Source organism: Altererythrobacter sp. C41 (assembly GCF_016803135.1).
Taxonomy (GTDB): Bacteria; Pseudomonadota; Alphaproteobacteria; order Sphingomonadales; family Sphingomonadaceae; genus Pelagerythrobacter.
The window spans coordinates 347,176-362,967 of sequence record NZ_JAEVFE010000002.1; the positions used below are offsets into that span (position 1 = coordinate 347,176).

Below are 15,792 nucleotides of genomic sequence, written 5' to 3' on the forward strand. Positions count from 1 at the left end.
TCATGCGCATGTGGCCCCGAAGCCTGCTCGGCCAGATGCTGCTGGCGGTCGCGGTGGTGCTGCTGCTCGCGCAGGCGATCTCCGCCGCGCTTCTATGGCAGGCGGCCGAAGCGCGTCGCGAGGCCTCGGTCCTCAATGCCGCGGCGTTCGCCTTCATTGTGCGCGGAGAGCCGCACAGCGAAGGCGGCGAGCGCTGGCGCGTCCCCGGCCCCTACCGGCATCTGATCGACCGCTTCACGCGTCCGCTACGCATCGAACACGTCGAGAGCTTCGCCCCTCTGCCGAACGACGAGATCGACGCCCGCCGCGCAGAGGCGTTGCGCGCGGTCGTAGTCGATCAGGGCATCTCCGTCGCCGAACTGATCGTGATCGAGCGCCCGATGTCGCGCGATCCCTATATCCTGGACCGGCCCAGGCTGCACGCGCGGCTGACGCCCGGCGGCGACGAGGACCGCCGCGTGCTGGTCGCCGCGCTGAAACGGAGCGACGCAGAGGACTGGATGATCGCGCGCGTTCCGATCCCGCCGCGTCAGGGCGGCGTGATGGGATCGATCCTGCTCCAGACGCTGGTGATCTACGTCCTGCTGGTAGGCCTGCATTTCCTGCTGCTGCGGCAGATCACGCGCCCGCTCGCGGCGCTGACCGCGCGGACCGAGACGTTCGCCCGCACGCAGAGCGCCGACGGCCAACTCACCCCCGACGGGCCGCACGACGTGCGGCGCCTGATTTCCGCGCACAACGCGATGGAAGCGCGCATCGCCGCGCTGCTCGACGAGAAGGATGTCATGCTCGGTGCGATCGGCCATGACCTGAAGACTCCGCTTACCGCGCTGCGCGTGCGGATCGAATCGGTCGAGGATGAAAGCGAGCGCGCCAAGATGGCGGCGACGATCGAGGACATCACCCGCTCGCTCGACGACATCCTCTCGCTCGCCCGGGTCGGCCGTGCGAGCGAGCCGCCCGAGCGCGTCGACCTCGCCGCCCTGACCGCCGCCGTGGTCGAGGAATTCGAGGACATGGGCGATCCGGTAACACTCGGCTCGACGACTCGCATAGCGCTGCCCGTCCACATCACCTGGCTGCGCCGGGCCCTGCGCAATCTGATCGCCAACGCGGTGCGCTATGGCGGCGGGGCCGAAGTGACGCTGCTGGGCGAAGGCGGTCACGCGATTCTGCGGGTCGACGATGAAGGACCGGGGATTCCCGACGGGCGCATCGCTGAGATGACCGAGCCCTTCACGCGCGGCGAAGCCTCGCGCAACCGCGAGACTGGCGGTGCGGGCCTCGGCCTTACGCTCGCCCGCGCGATTGCCGAACAGCATGGCGGCGAACTGGCTCTTGCCAACCGCGCGGGCGGCGGCCTGCGTGCCGAAATCCGGCTGCCGCCCGCTTCCGGCGTGGACGGAAAAGGTGCCGGCTAGAGGGCGATGCGCCCGGCTACGCCGCGACAGTAACGCGCAGATCAGTGGGCGAGCTTCTCGCACGAGAGGCGCAATGTGACCGCAAGGCCTTCCTTGCGCCAGTCGCGCTCGATCTTGCCGTCGAGCTGCGCGGTCACGCTCATGTCGATCAGCCGGGTGCCGAACCCTCGTCCTTCTTGCGCGACGGGCTCGGGGCCGCCGGTTTCGACCCAGCGAAGGACCACATCCTTGCTCTCGGCCTCCAGCGCGACCGCGACCCGCCCGCTTTCCGCCGAGAGGGCGCCGTACTTGACCGAGTTGGTCGCCAGTTCGTGGAGGACGAGCGCGAGCGGCGTGGCCGAACGCGCGCCGATCGGCGCGGTGTCGCCTTCCACCGAGATATGCGCCGGCTCCTCGCCGGAGAACGGCTCGAGCACGCCGCGAACCAGCTTGCGCAGGTCGCCCGATCCTTCCCCGCCGGAAAGCTGGACGAAATCCTGCGCTTTGCCCAAGGCGGCGATCGTCCCGACGAGATCTTCGCCGAACTCGCGCAGGTCGGCGCGGCCCCGCGTGCGGACCGAGACCAGGCCGGATATGAGCGCGAAGATGTTCTTGATCCGGTGCGCCATCTCATGCGCGACGGCGCCGCTGCTGTCGGCCTGGCGTCGCTTCTCGTCGATATCCGTCAGCGTGCCGAACCACCGCATGACCGTGCCGCGCTCGTCCCTGACCGGCAGGGCCCGGGCCATCGTCCAGCGCCAGCCACCGTCGGCCTGGCGGAGGCGGTACTCGGCCTCGTAAGTGTCACCGCGCGCGGAACACTCGGCCCAGCCGGCATATGTCGCATCCCAGTCGTCCGCGTGGATGAACGGCCGCCAGCCTTCGATGTCGATGGGCGGCTTGCTCCCGGTCACTGTCTCCCACCGGCCGCTGTAGTAATCGAACCGGCCCTCGCCGTCGGACGACCAGATGATGTCGGGCAGCCAGTCGCCCAGCGTGCGAAACTGGGCGTTGCGACGGGCATGTTCGGCCTCGCTCTCGCGCGATTCGCGGCGCGCCTGGATGCGCCGCTTGACCGCCTGCGCAAGTACCGTGAGCCCGTGTTGCTGCAGGTCGGTCAGTCCGTTCGGGCGGGGCGCGGTATCGATCACGCACAGCGCTCCGATCGGTGCACCTTCGGCCGAGACGAGCGGCGCGCCGGCGTAGAAGCGCAGCCCGAATTCGCCGGTCACCAGCTCGAAATCGGCGAAGCGCGGGTCCTTCGTCGCGTCGGGCACGACCAGCATGCCGCCCTGCATCATTGCGTGGGCGCAGAAACTGGTCGACCGCGGCGTCTCGTCGATGTCGACGCCGGTTCGGGCGAGGAACCGCTGGCGCTCCGATTCGACCAGCGTCACCAGCGAAACCGGCGCGTCGCACAGTCGTGCCGCGAAGCTCGTGATTTCCGCCAGTTCGGGGTCGCCGCCCAGCGAGTTGAAATCGTGCGTCCCGAAGATCTTTGCGCGCTCGTCCTCACCGCAAAACGCGGGCGCGGGAGCCGCGTGATCCGGCCAGAGGGTCGACTCGTTCAATTTCATTCCGATCGGCCTCACGGTATCAAAAAATTGCCGGAATTCCAGATACTTTCGCTAGCCGGCTTAACATGTGCGGTGTTCGGCCGCTCACGCGCGTTTGCCGCGCTTTGCGCGCTCGGCTATGCGCGTGACCGCAGACAGGAGTTCCCATGCGCGCCACCCCCGATTTCGATTTCCAGCTCGGCGAAACCGCGGAAATGATCCGCGAGAGCGCGGGCCGCTTCGCGGACGAGCAGATCGCCCCGCTGGCCGAGAAGGCCGACCGCGAGGACTGGTTTCCGCGCGAGCTGTGGCCGGCGATGGGCGCGCTCGGGCTGCACGGGATCACGGTGGAGGAGGAGTTCGGCGGGCTCGGCCTCGGCTACCTCGAGCACGTGATCGCGGTCGAGGAAGTCAGCCGCGCCTCGGCCTCGGTCGGCCTGTCCTACGGCGCGCACTCGAACCTCTGCGTCAACCAGATCCGCCGGTGGGGCAGCGAGGAGCAGAAGGCGAAGTATCTGCCGAAGTTGATCTCGGGCGAGCATGTCGGCTCCTTGGCGATGAGCGAGGCGCAGGCGGGCTCCGATGTGGTCTCGATGAAGCTCAAGGCCGATGCGGTGGACGGTGGCTACGTGCTCAACGGCACCAAGTTCTGGATCACCAATGCGACCCATGCCGACACGCTGGTCGTCTACGCCAAGACCGCGCCCGAGGCGGGCAGCCGCGGGATCACCGCCTTCATCATCGAGAAGGACATGCCCGGCTTCTCGATCGGACAGAAGATCGACAAGATGGGCATGCGCGGCAGCCCCACGGCCGAACTCGTGTTCGACGATTGCCGAGTGCCGGAAGAGAACGTCATGGGCCCGCTGCACGGCGGCGTCGGCGTGCTGATGAGCGGGCTCGACTACGAGCGCGTCGTGCTCGCGGGGCTGCAACTCGGCATCATGCAGGCCTGTCTCGACTGCGTGATCCCCTACGTCCGCGAGCGCAAGCAGTTCGGAAAGCCGATCGGCGCGTTCCAGCTCATCCAGGCCAAAATCGCCGACATGTACGTCGCGCTGCAGTCGGCGCGTGCTTATACCTACGCCGTGGCCAAGGCCTGCGGCGCCGGCCAGACCACGCGCTTTGACGCGGCGGGCGCGATCCTGCTCGCGAGCGAGAATGCCTTCCGCGTCGCCGGCGAGGCGGTGCAGGCCCTGGGCGGTGCGGGCTACACCAAGGACTGGCCGGTCGAACGCTACCTGCGCGACGCCAAGCTGCTCGACATCGGCGCGGGAACGAATGAGATCCGCCGCATGCTGATCGGCCGCGAGCTGATCGGGGCTGCCGGGTGAGCAACCCACCTTCGGACGGGGAGGAGCGGTTCAGCACCTCGCCCAGCGCGATTCCGCAGGTCGCAATGCTGATCTGGACCGTGGGCTTCCTGCTCGGCGCGGCCAGCCATGCCGCCGACGTCTTCACTTATGGCTGGTTGCCCTACGAATTCATGCCGCTGGGCTTCAACCTCTACTGGACCAGCCTGCTGTTCCTGGATCCGGTCGCCGCCCTGCTGATCTGGTGGCGGCCCGCACCGGCGCTGGTTCTCGGCTGCCTGATCATGGCGTCGGACGTGCTGGTGAACGCCTGGACGGCATTCGTCGCCGGCTACACCGAGCTGCTACCCAGCCTTGCGCTGCAGTGCGCCTTTGCCGCCTTTGTCTTTTACCTTGCGATACGCCAGAAGCGCTCGTCGCAACGCCATTCGGATAACCCATGACCGCACCCGTCCTCACCACCCAGCTCGATCGCGAAAGCCCCGAGGCGAAGGCGCGCTTCGCGCACAACAAGGCGCTCGCCGACGAGTTGCGGGCACGCGTGGCGGAGGCAGCGCTGGGCGGGCCGGAGAAGCACCGGGAGCGGCACGTCAGCCGCGGCAAGCTGCTGCCCCGCGAGCGGGTCGAGCGGCTGCTCGATCCGGGTTCGCCGTTTCTCGAGATCGGCCAGCTCGCGGCGAACGGGATGTACGAAGGCGACGTCAACGGCGCCTCGATCATCGCCGGGATCGGCCGCGTTTCGGGTCGGCAGGTGATGATCGCCGCCAACGACGCCACGGTGAAGGGCGGCAGCTACTATCCGATGACCGTCAAGAAGCACCTGCGCGCGCAGGAGATCGCGCAGGAGAACCGCCTGCCGTGCGTCTACCTGGTCGACAGCGGCGGCGCGAACCTGCCCTACCAGGCCGAGGTCTTCCCCGACCGCGACCACTTCGGCCGCATCTTCTTCAACCAGGCGAACATGAGTGCGCTGGGCATTCCCCAGATCGCCTGCGTCATGGGATCGTGCACCGCGGGCGGCGCCTATGTGCCGGCGATGAGCGACGAGACGGTGATCGTGCGCAATCAGGGCACGATCTTCCTCGCCGGCCCGCCGCTGGTGAAGGCGGCGACGGGCGAGGAGATCAGCGCCGAGGATCTCGGCGGCGGCGACCTCCACGCGAAGAAATCGGGCGTGGTCGATCACCTGGCCGAAAACGACGAGCACGCGCTGACGATCGTGCGCGACATCGTCAGCCATCTCGGCGAAAATCCGAACGGTGCCGAGAGCGTACAACGGCGCGAGCCGCGCCCGCCGAAGTTCGACGCCGAGGATCTCTACGCGATCGTGCCGGAAGACGTTCGCGCGCCCTACGACGTGCACGAAGTGATCGCCCGTGTGGTCGACGGCAGCGAGTTCCACGAGTTCAAGCAGCACTACGGCTCCACGCTCGTCTGCGGCTTCGCGCATATCTGGGGCATGCCGGTGGCGATCCTCGCCAACAACGGCGTGCTGTTCTCCGAAAGCGCGCAGAAGGGCGCGCATTTCATCGAACTCGCCTGCCAGCGCCGTATCCCGCTGCTGTTCCTGCAGAACATCTCGGGCTTCATGGTCGGCGGCAAGTACGAGGCGGAAGGGATCGCCAAGCACGGCGCCAAGCTGGTGACCGCCGTCGCTACCGCCACCGTGCCCAAGATCACCGTTGTGATCGGCGGCAGCTTCGGCGCGGGAAACTACGGCATGTGCGGCCGCGCCTACCAGCCGCGCTTCCTGTTCACCTGGCCCAATGCCCGCATCAGCGTGATGGGCGGGGAGCAGGCCGCAAGCGTGCTGGCCACCGTCCACCGCGACGCCGACAGCTGGAGCGCGGAACAGGCCGAGGCGTTCAAGGCGCCGATCCGGCAGAAGTACGAGGACGAAGGCAACCCCTACTATGCCACGGCGCGCCTGTGGGACGACGGGGTGATCGACCCGGTCCAGACCCGCGACGTCCTCGGCCTCGCCTTCGCCGCAGCGCTCGAGGCGCCGATACCCAAGCGTCCGGCGTTCGGCGTGTTCCGGATGTAACGCCAGCGGTGGGGGCCGACTTTCTCGAAACTCCGCCACCGCTCGTGCATTGAACGAGCGAATGCAGACGGAGGAGAGAACCGATGAACACGCCCGCCCGCCTTGCTCTGGCCGTCCCGCTCGCTCTGGCGCTCGCCGCCTGCGGCGACACGACCGAGGTCGACGATCGCGTGGTCGAAACCGACGATGTCGAGGCGCCGGTCGACGTGACGCTGCCCACGGTCGAGGTTGAATATCCCGAGGTCCCGGTCGATGCGCGCAGCACGGTCGAGTACGCAGGCACGTACGAACTGCACAGCCGGGACGGCGCGATCGACCGCATCACGCTCGAAGACGGGGGCACGTACACCTGGGTCGCGCCCGACGGCACGGAGACCACCGGCGAGTTCGCCTGGGGTGAGGACAACAGCCGCATCCTGATCACGCGCAACGGAGAAATCAACGCCTTCGCCGTCGCGGAGGACGTGCTTTACCGGCTCCCGGAAGAAAACGCGCCGCTTGCCGGGGAGCGCGTCGAGGAGACGACGTGGCGCCGCAGCGATCCGACCCCGACGGACGGCAATCAGGCCGACCGCCCCGGCGAGTAGCCGCCCCCGCAAAATTCGCGCCGCGCGGACTTTAACCGGCGCGGGTCTGTCCCTAGATTGCGAAAAATCAGGGAACGGACCTTTACCCATGACTTCGCCCAGCGATGTGGACAGCGAACGCGCCCGGCTCGTCACTCTCGCAATGCGGGTGATCGAGCGCGCGGGCGAGAACATCACGCGCGCCGCATTAGCCAAGGAGGCGCGGATGCCGCGCGCCCGGATCGACGCGATCTTCGACACGGAAGATGCACTGTTCGATGCGATCCTGGAGAAATGGTACGCACCCGACATCGCGATCATGGAGGAAGTCGTTGCCTCCGATCTGCCGATCCGCCGCAAGTTCTACGAGTTCTTCGCCCGCCGCTTCGCCCGTCAACGTGCCCGCTTCCGCAAGGATCCGGCCGCCTTCGCCGTCTATTGCGAGGTCGGAACGGACAACTTCGAGAACGTGAGCGGTTATATCGACCTGGCCGATCACTATCTCGCCGAGCTGATCGCCCAGGCGCAGGAGGAAGGCCATTTCGCCGGGCTCGGGATCAATCGCGCGCTCTCGCTGATCAATCAGATGGTGGTCTGCTACACCCTGCCGCAGATGCTGATGATCCTGGACGAGGACAAGCTGGAGGACGGCAAGCTCGCGACGATCATCGACACGCTGTTCGACGGCCTTTCGGGCGAGGCGCGAGGCGCCGCGCCCGTGGTGGGATTGCGGATCGCCTGATTTACCCTTTCAGTCCCGCGTGAGGGCTGTCACCCGCCCCACCGCGGGCAGGTGCCGCATCTCCGCCGCGCTCAAGTATTCCTCCATCGCGTCGAGATCGGTCGGACCGGTCACGGCATCGGCTCCGTCGGCGAAAACGGTGAACGTGTCGCCGCCCGCCGCGAGGAAGCTGTTCATCGTCACGCGGTAGGTCGCGGCCGGATCGATCGGCTCGCCTTCGAGTGTCGCGGAGACCACGCGGCGCCCGGCCGGGCGGCCCATGTCGTAGGAGAAGGCAAAGCCTTCGGAGACCGAGAAGGTCTGGACGAAACCGTCCTCGTCGAACTGCTGTTCGAGCAGCGCAAGAAGCTGCGCACCGGTGTAGCTCTTGGTCACTAGCGCATTACCGAAGGGCTGCGCCGCATAGATGTCGCCGAACGTCACCGTGCCGTCCGCATCGGGGACGATCGGCGCGCGGACGCCCGAATTGTTCATCAGCGCGATCTGCGCGCCGGCGTCACGCGTGGCGAAGAGCTGCGCGTCCGCGATCAGATTGCCGAGTGCCGTTTCCTCCGTCGCAGGGCCCGGATCGGGGGCGGGGCCGGAAATCCGGCCGACCGGCCGCATCTCCGCCGCCTGCGCAGCCTGCGCGTAGCGCGCGACGTATGCGACGAGCTCGGGGTCGGGCTGGAACACGTCGAACGAGGGATCGGGCGTTATGCCTTCAATGCCGCCGTTCTGGACCACGACGTTGCGCGCCGTGACGTCGGTGACCTCGCCGACCGCCGGATCGATCGTCAGCGCGATGTCGGTCAACAGCGTGCCGCCATAGCCTGCGCTGCTGACGGTGAACGCGCGTGCAGGATCCACAGTGGCGAAATCGCAGACGTAAGTCCGGTGCGTGTGACCGGAGATCACCAGATCCACCCGCGGGTCGAGCCGTTCGAGGATCGCACGCAGCGGCCCGGCGATCGCGCCGCAGCCCGAGAGCGGTGTGCCGGGCTCCGGCTGGAGCCCCTGGTGGATCGCGACCACGATCGCATCGGCGCCCTGCCGCTCGATCTCCGGCACGAGTGCATTGATCGCCTCGGCCTCGTCGCCGAAGGTGAGACCTGCCACGCCGCTGGGCGTGACGAGGGTCGGCGTTTCCTCGAGCGTCAGGCCGATCACCCCAACGGCGATTTCGCGCGCGCCGGCGCCGAAGCGGCGAATCGCGTAACCGGGGAACAACGTCGTGCCGCCTTCGGTCAGCACGTTGGCGGCCAGGAACGAGAAATCGGCGCCGCCGAAATCGCGCTCGACGGCGCAGGGGTTGCGCAGCCCGTGCTTGTCGCAGCCGCCGTCCTGCATGCGCTTGAGTTCTCGCCAGCCGCGATCGAACTCGTGGTTGCCGACCGCGTTGAAGTCGAGCCCGATGCGGTTCATCGCACCGATCGCCGGTTCGTCGAGAAACAGCGAGGAGACGAGCGGGCTGCCGCCGATCAGGTCGCCCGCGGCGATGACCAGAGAATAGTCCCCGCCGGTACGGTACTTCGCCACTGCCGAGGCGAGATACGCCGCGCCGCCCGCCCGGACCGCGTGCTGCGCGCCCGCGTCGTCGGTCAGCCCGATCGGGCGGGAGAGCGGCTCGAGGTTGCCGTGAAAGTCGTTGAGCCCGACGATCTTGACCGTGACCGGCCCTGCCGGAGTGTCGGGCACCTCCGGCACGCTGACGCAGGCGCCGAGCGCGATCACCGCCGCGAGAGGGAGAAGGTTGCGAAAGATCATGGCTCGGCCCCTGGCTGAAGCGGATGTCCGGCAGATGACAGACCGCCTGTACGTGCCCTGCCGTGCCGGGGACGGGCGCGAGACTCAACTCGAAATCGTGCAACCGCACGCGCACGCGCGGCCTTTCCGAAATCTGTCATCTAAGCGTCGTAACCGGCTCGCACCACGAATCGACAGGAGCCGACACACATGCACCGCCGCCACGCCGCGATGGCCTTCATCCTTGCCGCCCCTCTCGCGCTCGCCGCCTGCGGGCAGCAGCCGAAAGGCGAAAGCGCGGAGGATTTCGCCGCGCGTGTCAACGGAGCCGACGCCGCCACGGGGCAGACGGCGCGCGGCCGCCCGCAACCGGACGGTCCACGCGACCCCTCGCTGCCCCGTGTCGCGGCGGACGGGCGCCAGGCGCTGCAACAGGCGGCGGCCTACACCCGGGCCAACCTCGACGGCACGGCCGACAGCCTCTCGATCGCGAACGACGGAACCTTCACGCTCGTCGAAGGCGGCCGCACGCAGACCGGCACCTGGGAATGGCTGCCTGACGGCAAGCGCCTGCGCCTCCAGGGCGTCGTACGCCAGCCGGTCGTCCTCGTCGCCGACGGTGCGCTGTACCGGATGCAGAACGAGAACGTGCCGTTCGACGACGTCACACCCGACCGCACCTATCGGCTCACACCGCCAGCGGAGTAGCCCCGGTTAGATATCGAGGTTGGCGACGTTCAGCGCGTTGTCCTGGATGAACTCGCGGCGCGGCTCGACGACGTCGCCCATCAGGCGGGTGAAGATCTCGTCGGTTACGTCGGCATCCTCGACCTTGACCTGCAGCAGGGCGCGGTTCTCGGGATCGAGCGTGGTCTCCCACAACTGCTCCGCGTTCATCTCGCCGAGGCCCTTGTAGCGCTGGATCGAGAGCCCCTTGCGCCCGGCGGCGAGGACCGCGTCGAGCAGCTCTGTCGGCCGGGTGATCGCCGCATCGGGCGACACGACGACTTCGGTTTCCTCGCCCTCGGCGCTTTCCTCGGCCGCCTCGCTTTCGGCGCCGATCCGGGCAAACCGGGCAGGACGCGCGTAGACTTCCGCGTTCTCGCTCGCGAGACTGTGGAGCTTGCGCGCCTCGGCGCTGGTGAGGAACGCGGCCTCGACATCATGGACGTCGGTCACCCCGCGCCACAGCCGTTCGAACCGCACGCTGCCGTCCGCGCGCAGCTCCGCCCGCCACTCGGCTTCGGGATCGGACATGCCGAGCCGGTCCGCGGCGAGCGCCAGCGCCTGGCGCCGCGTGTCGCCGCCGAGCGACGGATCGAACACGCCCGAAAGCGCCATCTGCTCGACGATCGCCGGATCGTACTTGCGCGGAATGAAGCCCATCAGGTTGCGGAGGCGCAGGCCGTGCTCGACGAGATCGCGCAAATCGGCATCGCCGCGCGTGCCGCTCGCGGTCTCGAGCATTCGGCCCTGCAGGCCGGCATCGACGAGGTAACGGTCGAGAGCCGCCTGGTCCTTCAGATAGACCTCGCTGCGCCCCTTGCTCACTTTGTAGAGCGGCGGCTGGGCGATGAAGAGGTGCCCCGCCTTGATGATCTCGGGCATCTGGCGGTGGAAGAACGTGAGCAGCAGCGTGCGGATATGCGCGCCGTCGACGTCGGCGTCGGTCATGATCACGATCTTGTGATAGCGCAGCTTCTCCAGGTTGAAGTCGTCGCGGATGCCGGTGCCCATCGCCTGGATCAGCGTGCCGACTTCCTTCGACCCGATGATCCGGTCGAACCGCGCGCGCTCGACGTTGAGGATCTTGCCCTTGAGCGGCAGGATCGCCTGCGTCTTGCGGTCGCGGCCCTGCTTGGCCGAGCCGCCTGCGGAGTCGCCCTCGACCAGGAACAGTTCGCTCTTGGCCGGATCGCGCTCCTGGCAATCGGCGAGCTTGCCGGGCAGGCTGGCGACGCTCATCGCGCCCTTGCGGCTCATTTCGCGCGCCCTGCGCGCCGCTTCGCGTGCGGCGGCGGCGTCGACGATCTTCTGGACGACTTCGGCGGCGAGCTTCGGATTCTCCTCCAGCCATTCGGTCATCTTGTCGCCCATCAGCGACTCGAGCGGCTGACGCACTTCGGAGCTGACCAGCTTGTCCTTGGTCTGCGATGAGAACTTGGGGTCCGGCAGCTTGACCGAGACGATCGCGGTCAGCCCCTCGCGCATGTCCTCGCCCGAAAGCTGCACCTTCTCCTTCTTGAGCAGGCCGGAGGACGAGGCGTAGTTGTTCAGCGTCCGCGTCAGCGCCGCGCGGAACGCTGCAAGGTGCGTACCACCATCGCGCTGCGGGATGTTGTTCGTGAACGTCAGCACGTTCTCGTAGTACGAATCGTTCCATTCGAGCGCGACGTCGATGCCGATACCGTCCTTCTCGGCGGAAACGGAGATCGGCTCGGGCAGGATCGCCTGCTTGTTGCGGTCGAGATACTTCACGAATGCCGCGATCCCGCCTTCGTAGAACAGGTCGTGCTCCGCCGTGTCCTCGTGCCGCAAGTCGCGCAGCAGGATGCGCACGCCCGAGTTGAGGAAGGCGAGCTCGCGGTAGCGGTGCTCGAGCTTCTCGAAATCGAATTCGGTCACGTTCTTGAACGTCCCGGTCGAGGGCAGAAACGTCACGCGCGTGCCCTTCTTCAATCCGTTCTCGTCGCCATTGGAGGCCACCGGCGGTGCGTCGCCGACGACTTTCAGCGGCGCGACCGCATCGCCGTGCTCGAAGCGCATCCAGTGTTCCTGGCCGTCGCGCCAGATGGTCAGCTCGAGCCATTCGGAAAGCGCGTTTACCACCGAGACGCCGACGCCGTGGAGACCGCCGGAAACCTTGTAGGCGTTGTCGTCGCTGGTGTTCTCGAACTTGCCCCCGGCGTGGAGCTGGGTCATGATGACCTCGGCCGCGGAAACGCCTTCTTCCTTGTGCATCCCCACGGGAATGCCGCGGCCGTTGTCCTCGACCGAGACCGAACCGTCGGCGTTGAGCTCGATCAGCACGAGATCGCAGTGGCCGGCGAGCGCTTCGTCGATCGCGTTGTCGGACACCTCGAACACCATGTGGTGGAGGCCCGATCCATCGTCCGTATCGCCGATGTACATGCCCGGCCGCTTGCGCACCGCATCAAGGCCCTTGAGGACCTTGATCGAATCTGCGCCGTAGTCGTTCGTCTTCGCCGCTGCCGGCGGGGTGGTTTCAGGGGTTTCGTCCATGGGCATCATATAGGCACACGGGGGGCATTTCGGAAGGCGAGAACACCCATTCCATCCACAGGCGAATCGCAGGCGGGGAACGCCGGATCGGCCTGCGGCGTTGCCCCTGCATGGGCATCAAGGGGAACGCGTTCCTGCGCCCTGCGGGGACGATCGCATCAGCCGCAATCCTTATTGCAGCGCTCGCCGCATGTGCGGAGCTGCCGCGCGATCCCGACGGCACAACCGAGCGCGTCCGGCGCACGCACGAAATCGTGCTGGGAGACATTGCCGGCGCTCCGCGCTCTCCCGAAGCCGAGCGAGTGCTCGATCGGGTCGCCGCCCGGCTCGGAGCGCGGGTCACGCGAACGGAAGGGCACGGCGAGGAGCTCCTGAATCGGCTCGAGAAGGGCAAGGTGGATCTGGTCTACGGCCATTTCGCGGAAGCGTCGCCGTGGGCCGGCAAGGTACACTTCGGCAGTCCGCTCGGATGGCGAACGGATGTGGGCAAGGAGGAGCATGTGCCGCGTTTCGCCTTCCGGAACGGAGAGAACGGCTGGATCGCGCTGGTCGAAGGGGAAGCGCGGTGAACCGCCTGCCCGCATCGATCCGCGAGGATTTCGCCCGCGCCAGGCGGCTCGAATGGCAGACGCTGTTCTGGATGAGCACCGTCGTCGCCGCGATGTTCTTCACGATGGGCGGCAGTCAGGCGATGCGCTCCGCCCTCATCGAGGACGTGCTGAGCCTCGTCCCGGCCGTCACCTTTCTCATAGCGGCTCGGTTCGAGCCGCAGGACCCGACCGAGAAATACCCTTTCGGTTTCGTGCGCGTGAACAGCCTCGCGTTCCTCGTCGCCGCGGTCGCGCTCACCGCGGTCGGCGGCTTCCTGATGTACGAGAGCGCGATGACGCTGATCATGGCCGAACATCCCACGGTCGCCCCGGTCGAGGTCTTCGGGCACACGGTCTGGCTCGGCTGGCTGATGATCGCCGCGCTCGGCTGGTCGGTGGTCGTGCCAATGTGGCTCGGGCGGATAAAGCTGCCGGTAGCCGAAAGGCTGCGCGACAAGGTGCTCCACACCGACGCGCTGATGCAGAAGGCGGACTGGCAAACGGGCCTCGCCGGCATCGTCGGCATTCTGGGTATCTATTTCGGCTACTGGTGGGCGGACAGCGCGGCGGCGCTGTTCATCGCTTTCTCGATCCTGCGCGACGGGCTGTCGAACATGGGCATTGCGGCGGCGGAACTGCTCGACGGCGCACCGCGCGAACTGGACAGTTCGAACATCTCCGCCGAGGCGCAGCGCCTGCAAGCCCGACTCGAAGAGCTCTGGCCGCAGGGCGAGGTGCGGCTCCGCGAATCGGGCCGCTATATCGTGGGCACGATCGAAGGCGTGCATCCGCCCGCCGATCTGCCGAAGCTGGACGATCTGATGGGCGACGATCCGGCCTGGCGCCTCGCGCGCCTGTCGTTTTCACCGCCCGAGGCTCTGCGCCGTGAGGATGTGGGCTGACGCCTTCGGTCGCGAACCTCTCGACAAGTTCGCCGGTGCAAATAGAAAGGCGGGTATGCCGATCACCGATCCCGCTGCCGCGCTCGCCGAACCTTATGGTTCGTTCTCCGACATTCTCGCCGCCTGGGCCGACAACCAGCCCGAGGCAGTGGCGCTGCGCGACGAGCGGGGCACGCTGACGTGGAGCGAGCTTGCCGACCGGGTCGAGCGGATTGCCGCCCGCCTCCAGGCCGATGGGCTGGAGCGCGGTCAGTCGGTCGCCATCCTCGGGCTATCGAGCATTCCCTATGCGCTGGTCTTTCTCGCCGCGGTGCGCGCGGGCGGAGTCGCCGCGCCGCTGACGACGAGCGCCAGCCGCGAACAGCTCGAGGGCATGGCGCGCGACAGCGGCGCCCGCCACCTGTTCGTCGATCGCGCCCGGCTGACCGACCTCGGCGATGATTTCCTGCCCCAGCTCGACCGGATCGTTCTCGACGAGGAACTCGATGCCTGGATGGCCGCGCCCGGGACGCGTGCCGACCCGTTCGAGCCCCGGCCGGACGAGCCGTTCAACATCATCTATTCCAGCGGCACCACGGGCATTCCGAAGGGGATCGTCCATTCGCACCAGATGCGCTGGCGGCAGTTCGCCGCCATGGCCGCCTCCTACCGCGCGAGTGGGCTCGAGATACGTTCGCTTGCCTCGACGCCGCTCTATTCCAACACCACGATGGTGGCATTCCTCCCCGCCTTGCTGGCGGGCGGCAGTGTGCGGGTCATGGGCAAGTTCTCGGCCCTCGGCTGGCTCGAGGGCGCCGAGGCCGATCGAACGACAATCACCATGCTCGTGCCGGTGCAGTATCAGCGACTGATGGACGAGCCGCGGTTCGACCAGTTCGATCTCTCCTCACTGGCCATGAAGTACTGCACGTCCGCTCCCTTTCCGGCCCCGCTCAAGCGGGAAGTGCTGCAGCGGATGCCCGGCGCGCTGATCGAGATCTATTCGATGACCGAGGGCGGGGTGGTGTGCATGCTCGCGTGTCACGAGTTCCCGGACAAGCTCCACACCGTGGGCCGTCCGACGCCGGGGGGCGAGCTCAAGGTACTGGACGACGACGACAACGAAGTGCCGCCCGGAACCGCCGGCAATCTCGTGGGGCGGAGCCCGACGATGATGAGCGGCTACAAGAATCAGCCGGACAAGACCCGCGAAGGCTACTGGACCGACCCCGCCACGGGCGATGTGTGGCAGCGCATGGGCGACATCGGGCGGATCGACGCCGACGGATTCGTCGAACTCGTCGGGCGGGCGAAGGATATGATCATCTCGGGCGGGTTCAATATCTACCCCTCCGACCTCGAGACGGAGCTGGAGAAGGAGCCGGGAGTCGCCGAAGCGGCGGTGGTGGGCGTGCCGAGCCGGCGCTGGGGCGAGACACCGGTCGGCTTCGTTCGGCTTGCAGGTGGTGCGACCTCGACCGGCGACATTCTCGCCGCGGTCAACGCGCGGCTCGGCAAGACACAGCGCCTCGCCGCGCTCCATCCCATCGACGAGATGCCCCGCAGTCACATAGGCAAGTTGCTGAAGACGGATCTTCGGACGATGGCGGAGGAGATGGGCGGCATCGACTGATCCGCCTCAAGCGAGCGGTTGAGACGCGGCCACCAGTTGGGGGGGAGAGGACTGAGTGGCGGCCGCGTCTCGTTCGCTGCCTTTCGGCTCAGGCGA

General features: G+C 67.5%; 13 protein-coding genes. 10 read left to right on the forward strand and 3 right to left on the reverse strand.

Annotation, left to right across the window (positions count from 1 at the left end):
• The first annotated feature begins 2 nt into the window (after positions 1 to 2).
• Positions 3 to 1,421 (forward strand): sensor histidine kinase, encoded by a 1,419-nt coding sequence (locus JNO53_RS05580; protein ID WP_203108505.1) that lies wholly within the window; start codon positions 3 to 5, stop codon positions 1,419 to 1,421.
• Between the two features lie 41 nt (positions 1,422 to 1,462).
• Here the strand turns inward: JNO53_RS05580 and JNO53_RS05585 are convergent, their stop codons facing one another.
• The gene (locus JNO53_RS05585) at positions 1,463 to 2,971 is read right to left on the reverse strand and encodes a PAS domain-containing protein (protein WP_203108507.1); all 1,509 of its coding nucleotides are present in this window, start codon (positions 2,969 to 2,971) and stop codon (positions 1,463 to 1,465) included.
• A 152-nt stretch (positions 2,972 to 3,123) separates the two neighbouring features.
• On the opposite strand from JNO53_RS05585, the gene JNO53_RS05590 reads away from it, so the two are divergent.
• From JNO53_RS05590 to JNO53_RS05610, 5 genes are all read left to right on the forward strand, one after another.
• Positions 3,124 to 4,290: an isovaleryl-CoA dehydrogenase gene (locus JNO53_RS05590; RefSeq protein WP_203108510.1), complete on the forward strand. Its 1,167-nt coding sequence runs from the start codon at positions 3,124 to 3,126 to the stop codon at positions 4,288 to 4,290.
• Positions 4,287 to 4,712, forward strand: coding sequence for a hypothetical protein (locus JNO53_RS05595; RefSeq protein ID WP_203108513.1), 426 nt, complete (start codon positions 4,287 to 4,289; stop codon positions 4,710 to 4,712). Before JNO53_RS05590 ends, JNO53_RS05595 begins: the two co-directional genes overlap by 4 nt.
• On the forward strand, positions 4,709 to 6,316 hold the full coding sequence (locus tag JNO53_RS05600) for a carboxyl transferase domain-containing protein (RefSeq protein WP_203108515.1): 1,608 nt from the start codon (positions 4,709 to 4,711) through the stop codon (positions 6,314 to 6,316). The genes JNO53_RS05595 and JNO53_RS05600 overlap by 4 nt, the downstream gene beginning before the upstream one ends.
• Positions 6,317 to 6,399: 83 nt before the next feature.
• Positions 6,400 to 6,903, forward strand: a complete 504-nt coding sequence (locus JNO53_RS05605; protein ID WP_203108517.1) for a hypothetical protein — start codon at positions 6,400 to 6,402, stop codon at positions 6,901 to 6,903.
• Between the two features lie 88 nt (positions 6,904 to 6,991).
• Complete coding sequence (locus tag JNO53_RS05610) at positions 6,992 to 7,624, forward strand: hypothetical protein (protein WP_203108519.1); 633 nt, start codon at positions 6,992 to 6,994, stop codon at positions 7,622 to 7,624.
• A 9-nt stretch (positions 7,625 to 7,633) separates the two neighbouring features.
• Here the strand turns inward: JNO53_RS05610 and JNO53_RS05615 are convergent, their stop codons facing one another.
• Positions 7,634 to 9,370 (reverse strand): bifunctional metallophosphatase/5'-nucleotidase, encoded by a 1,737-nt coding sequence (locus JNO53_RS05615; RefSeq protein ID WP_203108521.1) that lies wholly within the window; start codon positions 9,368 to 9,370, stop codon positions 7,634 to 7,636.
• A gap of 189 nt (positions 9,371 to 9,559) precedes the next feature.
• Between JNO53_RS05615 and JNO53_RS05620 the strand changes: the two genes are divergently transcribed.
• Positions 9,560 to 10,057: a hypothetical protein gene (locus tag JNO53_RS05620; protein WP_203108523.1), complete on the forward strand. Its 498-nt coding sequence runs from the start codon at positions 9,560 to 9,562 to the stop codon at positions 10,055 to 10,057.
• A 6-nt stretch (positions 10,058 to 10,063) separates the two neighbouring features.
• On the opposite strand, the gene gyrB is transcribed toward JNO53_RS05620, so the two are convergent.
• Positions 10,064 to 12,592: a DNA topoisomerase (ATP-hydrolyzing) subunit B gene (gene gyrB, locus JNO53_RS05625; RefSeq protein ID WP_203108525.1), complete on the reverse strand. Its 2,529-nt coding sequence runs from the start codon at positions 12,590 to 12,592 to the stop codon at positions 10,064 to 10,066.
• A gap of 110 nt (positions 12,593 to 12,702) precedes the next feature.
• Between gyrB and JNO53_RS05630 the strand changes: the two genes are divergently transcribed.
• Genes JNO53_RS05630 through JNO53_RS05640 form a run of 3 tightly spaced genes read left to right on the forward strand, consistent with a single transcriptional unit; the run spans position 12,703 to position 15,696 of the window.
• Entirely contained in the window at positions 12,703 to 13,161 is a 459-nt protein-coding gene (locus JNO53_RS05630; RefSeq protein ID WP_203108527.1) for a hypothetical protein, read from the forward strand.
• Positions 13,158 to 14,084 (forward strand): cation diffusion facilitator family transporter, encoded by a 927-nt coding sequence (locus JNO53_RS05635; protein WP_338015304.1) that lies wholly within the window; start codon positions 13,158 to 13,160, stop codon positions 14,082 to 14,084. Before JNO53_RS05630 ends, JNO53_RS05635 begins: the two co-directional genes overlap by 4 nt.
• A 55-nt stretch (positions 14,085 to 14,139) precedes the next feature.
• A complete protein-coding gene (locus JNO53_RS05640; RefSeq protein ID WP_203108531.1) occupies positions 14,140 to 15,696 on the forward strand; it encodes a class I adenylate-forming enzyme family protein in 1,557 nt (518 codons plus the stop codon).
• The last annotated feature ends 96 nt before the right edge of the window (positions 15,697 to 15,792 follow it).

Coding starts and splice junctions, on each gene's coding strand:
- JNO53_RS05580 (WP_203108505.1), top strand. CDS start 3: ATGCGCATGTGGCCCCGAAGCCTGCTCGGCCAGATGCTGCTGGCGGTC.
- JNO53_RS05590 (WP_203108510.1), top strand. CDS start 3,124: ATGCGCGCCACCCCCGATTTCGATTTCCAGCTCGGCGAAACCGCGGAA.
- JNO53_RS05600 (WP_203108515.1), top strand. CDS start 4,709: ATGACCGCACCCGTCCTCACCACCCAGCTCGATCGCGAAAGCCCCGAG.
- JNO53_RS05605 (WP_203108517.1), top strand. CDS start 6,400: ATGAACACGCCCGCCCGCCTTGCTCTGGCCGTCCCGCTCGCTCTGGCG.
- JNO53_RS05610 (WP_203108519.1), top strand. CDS start 6,992: ATGACTTCGCCCAGCGATGTGGACAGCGAACGCGCCCGGCTCGTCACT.
- JNO53_RS05615 (WP_203108521.1), bottom strand. CDS start 9,370: ATGATCTTTCGCAACCTTCTCCCTCTCGCGGCGGTGATCGCGCTCGGC.
- JNO53_RS05620 (WP_203108523.1), top strand. CDS start 9,560: ATGCACCGCCGCCACGCCGCGATGGCCTTCATCCTTGCCGCCCCTCTC.
- gyrB (WP_203108525.1), bottom strand. CDS start 12,592: ATGGACGAAACCCCTGAAACCACCCCGCCGGCAGCGGCGAAGACGAAC.
- JNO53_RS05630 (WP_203108527.1), top strand. CDS start 12,703: ATGGGCATCAAGGGGAACGCGTTCCTGCGCCCTGCGGGGACGATCGCA.
- JNO53_RS05640 (WP_203108531.1), top strand. CDS start 14,140: ATGCCGATCACCGATCCCGCTGCCGCGCTCGCCGAACCTTATGGTTCG.